The 12,546-nt window shown below is 42.6% G+C and carries 19 protein-coding genes and 1 pseudogene (1 of these 20 cut by a window edge); 17 read left to right on the top strand and 3 right to left on the bottom strand.

What is annotated here, in order from left to right; translation table 11 throughout:
- Positions 1–176: 176 nt before the first annotated feature.
- The 3 genes and pseudogenes from P4S60_RS15265 to P4S60_RS15255 all read right to left on the bottom strand — a co-directional run bounded on the left by P4S60_RS15265 (position 177) and on the right by P4S60_RS15255 (position 2,130).
- Positions 177–1,344, bottom strand: a pseudogene (locus tag P4S60_RS15265) (hypothetical protein).
- A 151-nt stretch (positions 1,345–1,495) separates the two neighbouring features.
- The gene (locus P4S60_RS15260) at positions 1,496–1,696 is read right to left on the bottom strand and encodes a helix-turn-helix transcriptional regulator (RefSeq protein ID WP_138618382.1); all 201 of its coding nucleotides are present in this window, start codon (positions 1,694–1,696) and stop codon (positions 1,496–1,498) included.
- Between the two features lie 8 nt (positions 1,697–1,704).
- Positions 1,705–2,130: a hypothetical protein gene (locus P4S60_RS15255; RefSeq protein ID WP_337116488.1), complete on the bottom strand. Its 426-nt coding sequence runs from the start codon at positions 2,128–2,130 to the stop codon at positions 1,705–1,707.
- Between the two features lie 237 nt (positions 2,131–2,367).
- Between P4S60_RS15255 and P4S60_RS15250 the strand changes: the two genes are divergently transcribed.
- From P4S60_RS15250 to P4S60_RS15170, 17 genes are all read left to right on the top strand, one after another.
- Entirely contained in the window at positions 2,368–4,311 is a 1,944-nt protein-coding gene (locus tag P4S60_RS15250; protein WP_337116487.1) for an AsmA family protein, read from the top strand.
- Positions 4,312–4,586: 275 nt separating this feature from the next.
- On the top strand, positions 4,587–4,955 hold the full coding sequence (gene rplN, locus P4S60_RS15245) for a 50S ribosomal protein L14 (protein WP_010378257.1): 369 nt from the start codon (positions 4,587–4,589) through the stop codon (positions 4,953–4,955).
- Positions 4,956–4,965: 10 nt separating this feature from the next.
- Positions 4,966–5,280, top strand: a complete 315-nt coding sequence (rplX, locus tag P4S60_RS15240; protein ID WP_054554391.1) for a 50S ribosomal protein L24 — start codon at positions 4,966–4,968, stop codon at positions 5,278–5,280.
- Positions 5,281–5,296: 16 nt separating this feature from the next.
- The gene (gene rplE, locus P4S60_RS15235; protein WP_063702328.1) at positions 5,297–5,836 is read left to right on the top strand and encodes a 50S ribosomal protein L5; all 540 of its coding nucleotides are present in this window, start codon (positions 5,297–5,299) and stop codon (positions 5,834–5,836) included.
- A 10-nt stretch (positions 5,837–5,846) separates the two neighbouring features.
- The gene (rpsN, locus tag P4S60_RS15230; RefSeq protein ID WP_337116486.1) at positions 5,847–6,152 is read left to right on the top strand and encodes a 30S ribosomal protein S14; all 306 of its coding nucleotides are present in this window, start codon (positions 5,847–5,849) and stop codon (positions 6,150–6,152) included.
- A gap of 21 nt (positions 6,153–6,173) precedes the next feature.
- Positions 6,174–6,566 carry a 30S ribosomal protein S8 gene (rpsH, locus tag P4S60_RS15225; RefSeq protein ID WP_054554388.1) on the top strand — a complete coding sequence of 131 codons (393 nt, stop codon included), beginning with the start codon at positions 6,174–6,176 and terminating at the stop codon, positions 6,564–6,566.
- Between the two features lie 13 nt (positions 6,567–6,579).
- The gene (gene rplF / locus P4S60_RS15220) at positions 6,580–7,113 is read left to right on the top strand and encodes a 50S ribosomal protein L6 (RefSeq protein WP_054554387.1); all 534 of its coding nucleotides are present in this window, start codon (positions 6,580–6,582) and stop codon (positions 7,111–7,113) included.
- 9 nt (positions 7,114–7,122) lie between these two features.
- A complete protein-coding gene (gene rplR, locus P4S60_RS15215) occupies positions 7,123–7,473 on the top strand; it encodes a 50S ribosomal protein L18 (protein ID WP_036974021.1) in 351 nt (116 codons plus the stop codon).
- A 9-nt stretch (positions 7,474–7,482) separates the two neighbouring features.
- On the top strand, positions 7,483–7,989 hold the full coding sequence (rpsE, locus tag P4S60_RS15210; protein ID WP_036974018.1) for a 30S ribosomal protein S5: 507 nt from the start codon (positions 7,483–7,485) through the stop codon (positions 7,987–7,989).
- A gap of 3 nt (positions 7,990–7,992) precedes the next feature.
- Entirely contained in the window at positions 7,993–8,175 is a 183-nt protein-coding gene (gene rpmD, locus P4S60_RS15205) for a 50S ribosomal protein L30 (protein WP_016710201.1), read from the top strand.
- A gap of 4 nt (positions 8,176–8,179) precedes the next feature.
- Entirely contained in the window at positions 8,180–8,614 is a 435-nt protein-coding gene (gene rplO, locus P4S60_RS15200; protein ID WP_036974015.1) for a 50S ribosomal protein L15, read from the top strand.
- A 10-nt stretch (positions 8,615–8,624) separates the two neighbouring features.
- Positions 8,625–9,953, top strand: coding sequence for a preprotein translocase subunit SecY (gene secY, locus P4S60_RS15195; protein WP_036974013.1), 1,329 nt, complete (start codon positions 8,625–8,627; stop codon positions 9,951–9,953).
- Positions 9,954–9,975: 22 nt separating this feature from the next.
- Positions 9,976–10,089 (top strand): 50S ribosomal protein L36, encoded by a 114-nt coding sequence (rpmJ, locus tag P4S60_RS15190; protein WP_002959476.1) that lies wholly within the window; start codon positions 9,976–9,978, stop codon positions 10,087–10,089.
- Positions 10,090–10,217: 128 nt separating this feature from the next.
- Positions 10,218–10,574 (top strand): 30S ribosomal protein S13, encoded by a 357-nt coding sequence (gene rpsM / locus P4S60_RS15185; RefSeq protein WP_036974011.1) that lies wholly within the window; start codon positions 10,218–10,220, stop codon positions 10,572–10,574.
- Between the two features lie 13 nt (positions 10,575–10,587).
- Positions 10,588–10,974, top strand: coding sequence for a 30S ribosomal protein S11 (gene rpsK, locus P4S60_RS15180; RefSeq protein WP_036974009.1), 387 nt, complete (start codon positions 10,588–10,590; stop codon positions 10,972–10,974).
- Between the two features lie 21 nt (positions 10,975–10,995).
- Complete coding sequence (rpsD, locus tag P4S60_RS15175; RefSeq protein WP_036974007.1) at positions 10,996–11,616, top strand: 30S ribosomal protein S4; 621 nt, start codon at positions 10,996–10,998, stop codon at positions 11,614–11,616.
- A gap of 24 nt (positions 11,617–11,640) precedes the next feature.
- A protein-coding gene (locus tag P4S60_RS15170; protein ID WP_004589198.1) for a DNA-directed RNA polymerase subunit alpha crosses the window boundary here: on the top strand, positions 11,641–12,546 show its 5' portion. 81 nt of this gene lie beyond the right edge of the window; only the first 906 of its 987 coding nucleotides appear in the window; it begins with the start codon at positions 11,641–11,643; its stop codon lies off the right edge, out of view.

Here is a 12,546-nt window from a genome sequence, read left to right as displayed (position 1 = left end):
CCAAGTTCATTATGTGTGGGATATTTTATGCTTAAACTCTTTAAAAACAGACTTTTAAGCTTGTTTAATTTTAGAAAGGGTAGTTATTTGAATTGTTCATGCGCACACGTGTGGTGCAATAAATAACCCGGTTGCACAATTGCGAAGCAACCGGGTTTTGCTTATTTGAGAGTGACTTAGCCGAAAATTGCACGCATTAGACTAATCGTTTCTTCGACAGTCGCGGCCTTTTTCAACTTCACTGATGATTGAATCGCGCTTGGCTTTGATATGTTCAGGGATATCATCACTTGCTAATGCGCGGTCTACCAGTATCTCTGCTGATTCTTTGCCACGGCGTACGGTCTTTTTACCTGCTGAGCTCGTGGTACTCTTAGGTTTGTTTAACAATTTAATATAGTTTGAGTTATCAGCGGTACTTTTATCTACATAATAAAAGAAGCTCGGTAATAGGGCTTTGATTTCAACCAGAGAGTGTTCAAGCTCATTTGCTGCGTTGGCCATTTTGAACCAAGGCATACTATGAATGGCTTCGACAACATCTTGCCAGTAGCGCTCAAAATCGCGGTTATTAAGCTTAGTAATGCCTAATGCCGCACAAAGAGCATCGAGCTTACTATTTACGATTGGTGTAAACACGTCAGGTCGGCGCATCGCAAGTAAGCGAGTAGCAGGAGCAAGCGTTGGTTTTTCATCGCTGCCATTAAATGCCATGAAGTAAGCAACCATAAAATGCTGATAATGTTCTTGCGTTACTTCACCCTCAAGTGGAATGTGTACAAGCGCTTCATCAAATGCGCCAGGTAAATCACTCAACATTTGGTGGAAACCTTTTGCGTTCTTGGTAGAAGCAAACCATTCAACGTCGAAGTTATAGCTGCTTGGATCAAGCGAGGCACTGTGCTTACCTGAAAACGCTAAACGGTCTTCTGGGATCATCTCTTTTAGTGATTGCGATTTAATTGCAGTAATGTAATTAGCTAAACGTAATTGCTCATCAAGGGCTATAAGCTCTTTATGCTGCTCGATGAAGCCTGCGATAACAGGCCATGGCGCAACCCTTAATGTTTTTAGCTGCAAAAAGCTGATTGCAGAAATTAATAAGTCATGAAGTTTTTTAAGAGTGGGTAATTGCTTATCTTCTAACAGATCGTAGTTAATACGATCGCGGCTTGCACTTAATAGCTCATAGCACCAACCTAAAAAGTCTTCAGGGTGATTTTCTACTTTAACTGCCATAAGGTTTAAGCTGATATCAGAGGCTTGCTTGAGGATATTTTGATAAATTTGACTTTCTTGCTCGCCAAGCGCCATTTTTGACGGTGAAATAAGCAGTTTCTTCATGCTTAATCGATACTCCAGTTTTGACCAAATTGGGTTGTTTAATTTTAGTACACAGGGTGCAAAAACAACAGGGTCGTGCATCATACCGAAGTAATGAAATGATGCAATCTTACTGATAATTTATAAGTAAGATTGCGACTGACGTGGTTTATTAATCATGGTCATCGAGTGTAAATAATTGCTCAACACTGAGTTCAAAGTGAGCTGCAATTTTTAACGCGATAATCACCGAGGGTATAAAACGGCCTGTTTCAACTGTGCTAATGGTTTTACGTGATACTGCAATGGCATCAGCAAGTTCTTGCTGCGATAACCCCTTTTCTTTGCGGAATTTAGCGATATTATTTTGCACATTATTTCCTAATCACGGTTTTGCCATAGTAGTGATGCGCCATATATACAGAGCATGATACCTAGGTAGATTAATGCCATAGCTGCATGCGAAACTTCGCTGGGTATTGCATTGTTTATATAAGAAACACCAAGAAGACAAAGTACAATTGCAAAACTAGTATGTTTATGTGCACTAGTGTCTATAGTGTTTAGAAATTCATCTTTATAAGCGTATTGAAAATACATTTTTAACGGAAACCCACCCTTAATGAGGTAAATAATCACTAAAACCACATAAAATAAAACACTCATTACAACAAATAGACTCTCCTCTACATCATGCTTAGATAGTGAGTTAATACTTAGAAGTAAAAAAACCATGCCTGTGCTTAAACTAAGCCATATATTCTGACTCATAAATTTTTCTTCAGTTTTAATATCTAGTTGTTTCATAAAGTCCATCCTCTGGAAGTGTTTAGTTTATATTCTTGTAACCTCTAGGTATCAATGTAACCCTAGGGTATCATTAGGTCAAGTTTTTTTGTAACCTGTAGGTATCAAAAAGTTTCAGCGCTGATTCATATTCTTCTACCTAAGCTTGTTTACAAACCTTTTTGTGTGTTGGGCAATGCATTTGCGCCTAACTCCCGCTATGATATGAACATTGTTTGCCCATTTTTAAGGATGATTATGAAAACCTTACTGAAAATCGTTGGTGTCATCTTCGTATTACTGATTGCATTGGTAGTTGCTGCACCATTTCTCATACCTACAGACGCGATATTTAATAAAGTATCGGAGCAAGTAGAACAAACCACAGGTCGTAGTCTGACTATTAATGGCGATAAAAAGCTGTCGGTATTTCCATCATTAAAACTCGAATTGAATGATGTGCACTTTGCCAATATGCAAACTGGCTCGCAAAAAGATATGGCAAGCATGCAACAACTTGCTATTCGTATCCCTTGGATGTCGTTATTTGGCGGTGAGTTTAAGCTTGATAAATTTGTGATTAACGAACCAACGATTTTGTTAGAAACCGATAAAAATGGTAAAGCAAACTGGCAATTATTTGATGCGGTTGCTGAGCAACCACAAACAGAGCAGCAAAAGAGTTCTAGCGCAGTTAACTTACCAGATAACTTTGATATTGAGCTTGGTGAAGTGGCAATCTATGGCGGTACTTTTACTTATCTAGACGGTAAAACCGGGGCAAAGCAACAGATAAGCGATTTAGAGTTAGCCATCTTATTACCTTCTCTTCGTAAGACCTTAGAGTTAAAAGGCGGTATTACCTATATGGGTGAGCGATTTAACTTAGATGTCACGCTAGATACACCTGTAAAAGCAATTGAAGGCGAAACCTTTAATGTCAGCACCGAGGTTGATTCTCGTTTAGTCGACTTGAACTTTAAAGGTGCAATTGCAGAAATGGGTAATGATGTGCAAGGGCTTCTTTCTGTTAGTGGCGACTCTGTTAAAAACATTGCGAGCTGGCAAGGTGTAGAGCTTAATGCAAAAGAAAATGCGTTTAATGCATTTAATGTAAAAGGTTCTATGCACCTAAAAGGACAGCAGTTTAAGCTTACAGAGCTACTTGCCACGCTAGATGAGCTGCAAATTAAAGGTAAAAGCGATATTAAGCTTGGTGATCGTTTAGCTGTGAATGCCGATATTGATTTAGGCATGCTTGATTTAAACCCTTACCTACCCGAGGGCGTAGCTAAAGAAGAACAAGCAGAGCCCGCTGTAGATGCGCCTGCACAGCCAATTGTTTGGGATGATACTGCAATTGACATGAGCGGCTTAAATGCATTGGATGCAAATGTAGTCGTGCGTTCAAGTGGCTTAAAAGCAAATGATATTACTCTTGGTGAAAACCAGTTAACGGTGAACCTAAAAAATGCACTCGCTAAAATCAGCCTAGATAAGTTTGTTGCTTATGAAGGCAATGGTAAAGGTGTGATCACCGTCAATGCCAAGCAAACACCGTATAAAATTAGTACCAACTTCGCTTTAGATAAAATTGATGCACAGCCATTGCTGACTGATGCAGCTGGTTTCGATAAGTTGATGGGTAAAGGGTCTCTAAACTGGGATCTTACGACCACAGGTCAAAGTCAAAAGAGCTTTATTAATGCATTAAATGGTAAGTTAGGCTTTGAGTTTGCAGATGGTGCGGTAAAAGGTGCCAACATCGCAGAGATGGTTCGTAAAGCAAAAGAGCTTATCAAAGGTAACTTAAGTGCTGTATCAGAAGGTTTAGATACTGGCTTTGATAACTCACAGCAAACAGACTTCTCGGCATTGAAGGGCAGTTTTGTATTCACTAACGGTGTAGGTGAAAATAAAGACCTGTCGCTACTTAGTCCGCTTGTCCGTATTACTGGTTCAGGTAAGGTTGATTTACCAATGACGACTGTTGATTACCGTTTAGTGACAGGCATTGTTGATTCAATCGAAGGGCAAGGCACGACCGATGACAGCACTGGCTTTAAAATTCCACTGCGTATCAAAGGTCCATTTCATGATGTTGGCTATAGCTTAGATGTTAGTGATGCGGCGAAAGAAGAAGTGAAAGAAAAAGCTAAAGATAAAATTAAAGACAAATTAAAAGGTCTATTTGGTAATTAATTAAAATTTAATTAAATACTAAAACAGGGCGCATTTGCGCCCTGTTTGTTTTATAATCAATAACAAACCAGCAAGCTGCTGTAATTCCTCAATGCAGGCATTGCGATTAATTCCAAATTAATTAAAAAATAACCTACCACTTCCTTGCCATTGCTGCTACAATTGCCCGCCCTTAAGAGACAACTTGCTTGTTTTTTGAGTGGAATTTAACCGAAATGTCTTGATTTTAAACAAAATTAAGGCGTGTTGTAATTTCTACACCGGAGGTCATTAACATGATCCAAATGCAAACTCAGCTGGACGTTGCTGATAACAGCGGCGCTCGCAAAGTGCAGTGTATTAAAGTCCTTGGCGGTTCGCACCGTCGCTATGCAGCGGTTGGCGATATCATCAAAGTTTCTGTAAAAGAAGCTATTCCTCGCGGTAAAGTGAAGAAAGGTGATGTTAAAAACGCGGTAGTTGTGCGTACTAAAAAAGGCGTTCGTCGTCCGGACGGTTCTTTGATCCGTTTCGATAGCAATGCGGCTGTTATCTTAAACGATAACTTACAGCCAATTGGTACTCGTATCTTCGGCCCTGTGACTCGTGAACTTCGTACTGAAAAGTTCATGAAAATCGTTTCACTAGCACCAGAAGTACTATAAGGAGTCTATCATGGCAGCAAAAATCCGTCGTGATGACGAAGTAATCGTACTAGCAGGCAAAGACAAAGGTAAGCGCGGTAAAGTGCTTTCAGTTGTTGCTGAATCTGGTCGAGTATTTGTCGAAGGCATTAACTTAATCAAGAAGCACCAAAAGCCTGTTCCTCAGTTGAACCAAGCTGGCGGTATTGTTGAGAAAGAAGCGTCTATCGACGTATCAAACGTTGCGATCTACAACTCGGAAACGGGTAAAGCAGATCGTGTAGGTTTCAAGATTGAAGATGGTAAGAAATTACGTATCTTTAAATCTACTGGTAAAACTATCTAATAGTTGGAGTAGAATGATGGCGAAACTGCATGAATTATACAAAGACAAAGTAGTTGCTGAGCTTCAAGAGAAGTTTGGTTTCAGCTCTGTCATGCAAGTCCCTCAGATCGAAAAGATCACATTAAACATGGGTGTGGGCGAAGCTCTAGCTGACAAGAAGATCCTAGATAACGCTGTTGCGGATCTAGAAGCAATCTCTGGTCAGAAACCTCTAATCACTAAAGCACGCAAATCAGTTGCTGGCTTCAAAGTGCGTGAAGGTTACCCAATTGGTTGTAAAGTAACCCTACGTGGCGAGCGTATGTGGGACTTTTTTGAGCGTTTGGTTTCAATCGCTATCCCACGTATCCGTGACTTCCGTGGTGTAAGTGCTAAGTCTTTCGATGGACGTGGTAACTACAGCATGGGCGTACGTGAGCAAATCATCTTCCCAGAAATCGATTATGATAAAGTAGACCGTGTACGTGGTCTTGATATCACTATCACTACTTCTGCGAAAACAGATGATGAAGGCCGTGCGTTGTTAGAAGCGTTTAACTTCCCATTCAAGAAATAAGGGTAGGGTTATGGCAAAGAATTCTATGAAAGCGCGCGAAGCAAAGCGCACTAAATTAGTTGCTCAGTTCGCTGAAAAGCGTGCGGCACTAAAAGCTATCATCAGCGATGTGAAAACATCTGACGATGATCGTTGGGACGCGGTATTAAAGCTACAAGCTTTACCACGTGATTCTAGCTCTTCACGTCAACGTAATCGTTGTAACGTTACGGGCCGCCCACATGGTTACCTTCGCAAATTCGGCATGAGCCGTATCAAAGTTCGCGAAGCAGCTATGCGCGGTGAAATTCCTGGCCTTAAAAAGGCTAGCTGGTAATAGTATCACGGGAGTAAGACTATGAGCTTGCAAGATCCTATTGCGGATTTGTTTACACGTATCCGTAACGGTCAGTCAGCGAAGAAAGTATCAGTAACGATGCCAACTTCAAAACTGAAAGTAGCAGTAGCTAAAGTATTAAAAGATGAAGGTTATATCGCAGATTACGCTGTAAGCGGTGAAGCGAAGCCTGAGCTTTCTATCGATTTAAAATATTTCGAAGGCAAAGCTGTTATTGAAAATATCCAGCGTGTTAGCCGCCCTGGTCTACGTATCTATAAGAAACGTGACGAATTACCAAAGGTAATGGGTGGTCTTGGTATCGCTATCGTATCAACTTCTAAAGGCCTAATGACAGACCGCGCAGCACGTAGTGCCGGCGTTGGTGGTGAGATCATTGGCTTTGTAGCTTAATCGGAGGGGAACTATGTCTCGCATAGCAAAGGCACCAATCAATGTTCCTGCCGGTGTAGAAGTTACATTAAAAGGCCAGGACATCACAGTTAAAGGCAAAAACGGTGAATTAACTCGTACTATCAACGACGCTGTTGAAGTACAAGTTAACGACAACGTTATTACAACTTTACCTCGTGAAGGCGTAGCTAATGCATGGGCACAAGCAGGTACTGCTCGCGCTCTAATCAACAACATGGTTGTTGGTACGCATGAAGGTTACGAGAAGAAACTTCAGTTAGTAGGTGTTGGTTACCGTGCAGCAGCTAAGGGCAAAGTATTAGACTTAACTCTTGGTTTCTCACACCCAGTGAATTTCGAAGTGCCAGAAGGTATTACGATTGAAACACCAAGCCAAACAGAAGTTCTAGTTAAGGGCGTAGACAAGCAGTTAGTTGGTCAAACAGCTGCTAACATCCGTGCATACCGTAAACCTGAGCCTTATAAAGGTAAAGGTGTTCGTTACGCGGACGAGAATGTACGCCGTAAAGAGGCTAAGAAGAAGTAAGGTAAGACGATGGATAAAAAAACAGCTCGTCTACGTCGTGCTAAACGCACTCGTAGAAATTATATTGAACAAGGCACAACGCGTCTTGTTATCCACCGCACGCCACGTCACATTTACGCTCAAGTAGTTACTGCTGAGGGTACTGTACTGGCTGCTGCTTCTACTGTTGAAAAAGCAATTAGCGAAACAGTTAAAGGCACAGGTAACGTAGCAGCTGCTCAAGCAGTTGGTAAAGCGGTTGCTGAACGTGCAGCTGACAAAGGCATCGAAAAGATTGCTTTTGATCGCAGTGGCTTTAAATATCACGGCCGTGTGAAGGCGCTTGCTGATGCAGCGCGTGAAGCCGGTCTGCAATTCTAGGAGTAGACAATGGCTAACGTAGAAGCAAAGCAACAACAGCCTGATTTGGCTGAAAAGCTAATCGCGGTAAACCGTGTGTCTAAAGTGGTTAAAGGTGGTCGTATCTTTAGCTTCACTGCACTAACAGTAGTTGGTGACGGCGCAGGTAAAGTAGGTTTTGGTTATGGTAAAGCACGTGAAGTTCCAGCTGCTATTCAAAAAGCAATGGAAAAAGCACGTCGCAACATGATCAGTGTAGACCTTAACGGTAACACGCTACAGCACCCAATCAAGGGTCGCCACGCGGGTTCTAAAGTATACATGCAGCCTGCTTCTGAAGGTACAGGTATCATCGCCGGTGGTGCGATGCGTGCAGTACTAGAAGTAACTGGTGTACAGAACGTATTGTCAAAAGCATACGGTTCAACTAACCCGATCAACATCGTTCGTGCAACGATTGCTGCTCTAGAGAACATGAACTCTCCAGAGTCAATCGCTGCTAAACGTGGTCTTAGCGTTGACGAAATCACGGGGTAAACCATGGCTAATAAAACTGTAAAAGTAACACAAGTAAAGAGCTCTATCGGTCGTTTACCGAAGCATAAAGCTACATTACGTGGTCTTGGTCTACGTCGTATCAATCACACTGTTGAGTTAGAAGACACAGCATGTGTGCGTGGTATGATTAACCAAGTTTCTTACATGGTAAAGGTTGAGGGTTAATTCGATGCGTTTGAATACACTTTCACCTGCTGCTGGTGCAAAAACTGAAAAGAAACGTCTAGGTCGTGGTATCGGTTCTGGTCTTGGTAAGACTGGTGGCCGTGGTCATAAAGGTCAAAAATCACGTTCTGGCGGTAAAGTACGCGTTGGTTTCGAAGGCGGTCAAATGCCTATGCAACGTCGTCTACCTAAATTTGGTTTCACTTCACGTAAATCATTAGTATCTACTGAAGTTAACCTTTTTGAAATCGCTAAAGTTGAAGGCGATGTAGTAGACGTAAACGCGTTACAAGCAGCTGGTCTAGTTAAAAAGAACATCCAGTTCGTTAAAGTAGTAAAATCTGGCGAAGTTTCACGCGCAGTTACCGTTAAAGGTCTTAAAGTGACTAAAGGTGCTCGCGAAGCTATCGAAGCTGCCGGAGGCAAGGTAGAAGACTAAGGAAGTACTAATGGCTAAACCAGGTCAAGATATGAAAAGTGCACAAAGTGGGCTTTCGGAATTGAAGCGTCGATTACTATTTGTATTAGGTGCTATCATTATTTACCGTCTAGGTTCATTCGTGCCGATCCCTGGGATTGACGCCGCTGTACTTGCCGATTTCTTCGAGCAACAAAAGGGCACCATTGTTGAAATGTTTAACATGTTCAGCGGTGGTGCGCTTGAGCGCGCTTCAGTGTTAGCACTGGGTATTATGCCGTACATCTCGGCTTCGATTATTACGCAACTATTAACGCATATGTATCCGCCGTTTATAGAGCTTAAGAAAGAAGGTGAGCAAGGGCGTAAGAAAATTAGCCAGTACACACGCTACGGCACGCTTGTGCTTGCTACAATCCAATCAATCGGTATTGCTACCAGCTTACCGGGCATGATGGACGGGTTAGTTGTTAACCCAGGTATCGGTTTCTACTTCACTGCTGTAGTGAGTTTAGTAACAGGTACTATGTTCCTAATGTGGTTGGGCGAGCAAATTACAGAACGGGGTATCGGTAACGGTATTTCAGTTCTGATTTTTGTTGGTATCGTAGCTAACCTGCCGTCTGCTATTGGTTCGACAGCCGAAATGGCGCGCCAAGGTGATCTGAATGTACTTGTACTGTTATTGATTGCTGTAATCGTATTCGCTGTTACTTACCTAGTTGTATTCTTCGAGCGTGGTCAACGTCGTATCGTCGTTAACTATGCGAAGCGTCAACAAGGTCGTCAGGTATTTGCTGCTCAAAGCACGCACTTACCACTGAAAGTAAACATGGCGGGTGTTATTCCACCAATCTTTGCTAGCAGTATAATTCTGTTCCCTGGTACAATTGCAAGCTGGTTCGGCCAGGGTGAAGGTCCGGTCGCTGATGTGCTACAAGCAATCGCTACAACGTTGACTCCAGGTCAGCCTTTATATGCGATGGTTTTAGCTGCGGCTATTATCTTCTTCTGCTTTTTCTACACCGCGTTGGTATTTAACCCGCGTGAAACAGCAGATAACCTGAAAAAATCTGGCGCATTTATCCCAGGTATTCGTCCAGGTGAGCAGACATCTAAATACATTGATAAAGTGATGACACGCCTGACATTGGCAGGTGCTTTGTATATAACCTTTATCTGTCTGGTGCCCGAATTCATGACTATGGCATGGCAAACGCCATTCTATTTCGGCGGTACATCAATTTTGATTATCGTTGTTGTAATCATGGACTTTATGGCACAAGTACAGACGCATCTGATGTCACATCAGTATGATTCTGTGCTGAAAAAAGCAAACCTTAAAGGCTACGGCCGATAAGGTCATTTTACGGAGTTGAGCAATGAAAGTACGTGCTTCCGTTAAGAAAATATGCCGTAACTGTAAAGTTATTAAACGTGCTGGTGTAGTACGCGTAATTTGCAGTGAGCCTAAGCACAAGCAAAGGCAAGGCTAATTAAACAGTCGTGCAGGCTGAGTTATTCACTCGGCCTGTGTTTTTAGTTGTGATTTGGTCTTCGTTTGAGTATCCTTACGGGCTTTTCAAACAGATGATAACCAAATTCAAATATAGGAGATGTGTTAGTGGCCCGTATCGCTGGCATTAACGTCCCTGATCATAAACATGCAGTTATCGGTTTAACTGCTATTTATGGCATAGGTAAGACTCGCTCTAAGGCTATCTTAGCAGCGACTGGTATCGCCGAGACCACAAAAATCGGTGAACTTTCAGACGAAACACTTGACGTATTGCGTGAAGCAGTTGGCAAGTACACTGTAGAAGGTGACCTTCGTCGTGAAGTTACATTAAATATCAAGCGCCTTATGGACCTTGGTTGTTTCCGTGGCCTACGTCACCGTCGTTCGTTACCACTACGTGGTCAACGTACTAAGACTAACGCGCGTACTCGTAAGGGTCCTCGCAAGCCTATCAAGAAATAAGGTGGGGTAGATTATGGCTAAAGCACCAATTCGTCGTAAGAAGGTTAAAAAGCAAGTTGCTGATGGTATGGCTCATGTTCATGCTTCTTTCAACAACACTATTGTAACAATTACCGACCGTCAAGGTAATGCACTATCTTGGGCAACAGCAGGTGGTTCAGGTTTCCGTGGTTCACGTAAATCTACTCCATTCGCGGCTCAGGTTGCTGCAGAGCGTGCAGGTACTGCTGCTCAAGAATACGGTTTAAAGAATCTAGAAGTTTTCATTAAAGGTCCAGGTCCAGGTCGTGAATCTGCTGTACGTGCTTTGAATGCTGCTGGTTACCGTATCACCAACATCACTGACGTGACGCCAATCCCTCATAACGGTTGTCGTCCACCGAAGAAACGTCGCGTTTAACAATAGGTTAGGAGAAATAACATGGCAAGATATTTGGGCCCTAAGCTCAAGCTGAGTCGTCGTGAAGGTACTGACCTGTTCCTTAAGAGCGGCGTAAGAGCTATCGACTCTAAGTGTAAACTTGAGACTGCACCTGGTCAGCACGGCGCTCGTAAAGGTCGCTTATCTGATTACGGTTTACAGCTACGTGAAAAGCAAAAAGTACGTCGTATCTACGGTGTATTAGAAAAGCAATTCCGTAACTACTACAAAGAAGCTGCTCGCCTTAAAGGTAATACAGGTGAAAACTTGTTACAGCTTTTAGAGCAACGTTTAGACAATGTTGTATATCGCATGGGTTTTGCTAGCACACGCGCTGAAGCACGTCAGTTAGTAAGCCACAAAGCGATTTTAGTTAATGGTCGTGTTGTGAACATTCCTTCATACGTAATTACTCCAGAAGATACTGTTGTAATTCGTGAGAAGTCAAAAACACAAGCACGTATCATCGCTGCTCTAGAGTTGGCTGAGCAACGTGAAAAGCCGACTTGGGTTGAAGTTGACGGTAAGAAAATGGAAGGTAGCTTCAAGCGCCTACCTGAGCGTTCAGATCTGTCTGCGGACATTAACGAACAACTAATCGTCGAACTTTACTCTAAGTAAAGTTAAGAGTTAAGAGAGGATAAAATGCAGGGTTCTGTTACCGAATTCCTAAAACCAAGGTTAGTCGATATCGACGCTATCAACCCTACGCGTTCTAAAGTAGTTTTAGAACCATTAGAGCGTGGCTTCGGTCACACTTTGGGTAATGCCTTACGCCGTATACTGTTATCATCTATGCCTGGATGTGCAGTAACTGAAGTAGAAATCGACGGTGTATTGCATGAGTACAGCGCGAAAGAGGGCGTACAAGAAGACATCATTGAAATTCTGTTAAACCTTAAAGGTCTAGCAGTAACTTTAGAAGGCAAAGATGAAGTTTTTCTGACCCTGACTAAATCTGGTGTAGGCCCTGTGACTGCGGCTGATATTCAGCACGATGGTGATGTAACAATCGCCAACCCAGATCACGTTATCTGTCACCTTACGACAGATAGCAGCGAGATCAGCATGCGTATTCGTGTTGAGCGCGGTCGCGGTTATGTGCCGGCATCTAGTCGTTTATCCTCTGATGACGATGAGCGTCCAATTGGTCGTCTGCTGCTTGATGCATCATTCAGCCCAGTTGAACGTATTGCGTACTCGGTTGAATCAGCCCGTGTTGAGCAACGTACAGACTTAGACAAGTTAATCATTGATATGGAAACGAACGGCACTTTAGATCCTGAAGAAGCGATCCGCCGTGCGTCTACTATCTTAGCTGAGCAATTAGATGCATTCGTAGATTTACGTGATGTAACTGAGCCAGAAGAGAAAGAAGAGAAGCCAGAATTCGATCCTATTCTACTTCGTCCAGTTGATGATCTTGAACTAACAGTACGTTCAGCAAACTGTTTGAAAGCCGAGCAAATTCAATATATCGGTGATTTAGTTCAGCGCACTGAAGTTGAGCTTCTTAAAACGCCTAACTTAGGTAAGAAGTCTCTAACTGAA

The organism is Pseudoalteromonas sp. Hal040 (assembly GCF_037162425.1).
In the GTDB taxonomy this organism is placed as follows: Bacteria; Pseudomonadota; Gammaproteobacteria; order Enterobacterales; family Alteromonadaceae; genus Pseudoalteromonas; species Pseudoalteromonas gelatinilytica.
This window is presented reverse-complemented; position numbering and strand designations above follow the sequence as displayed.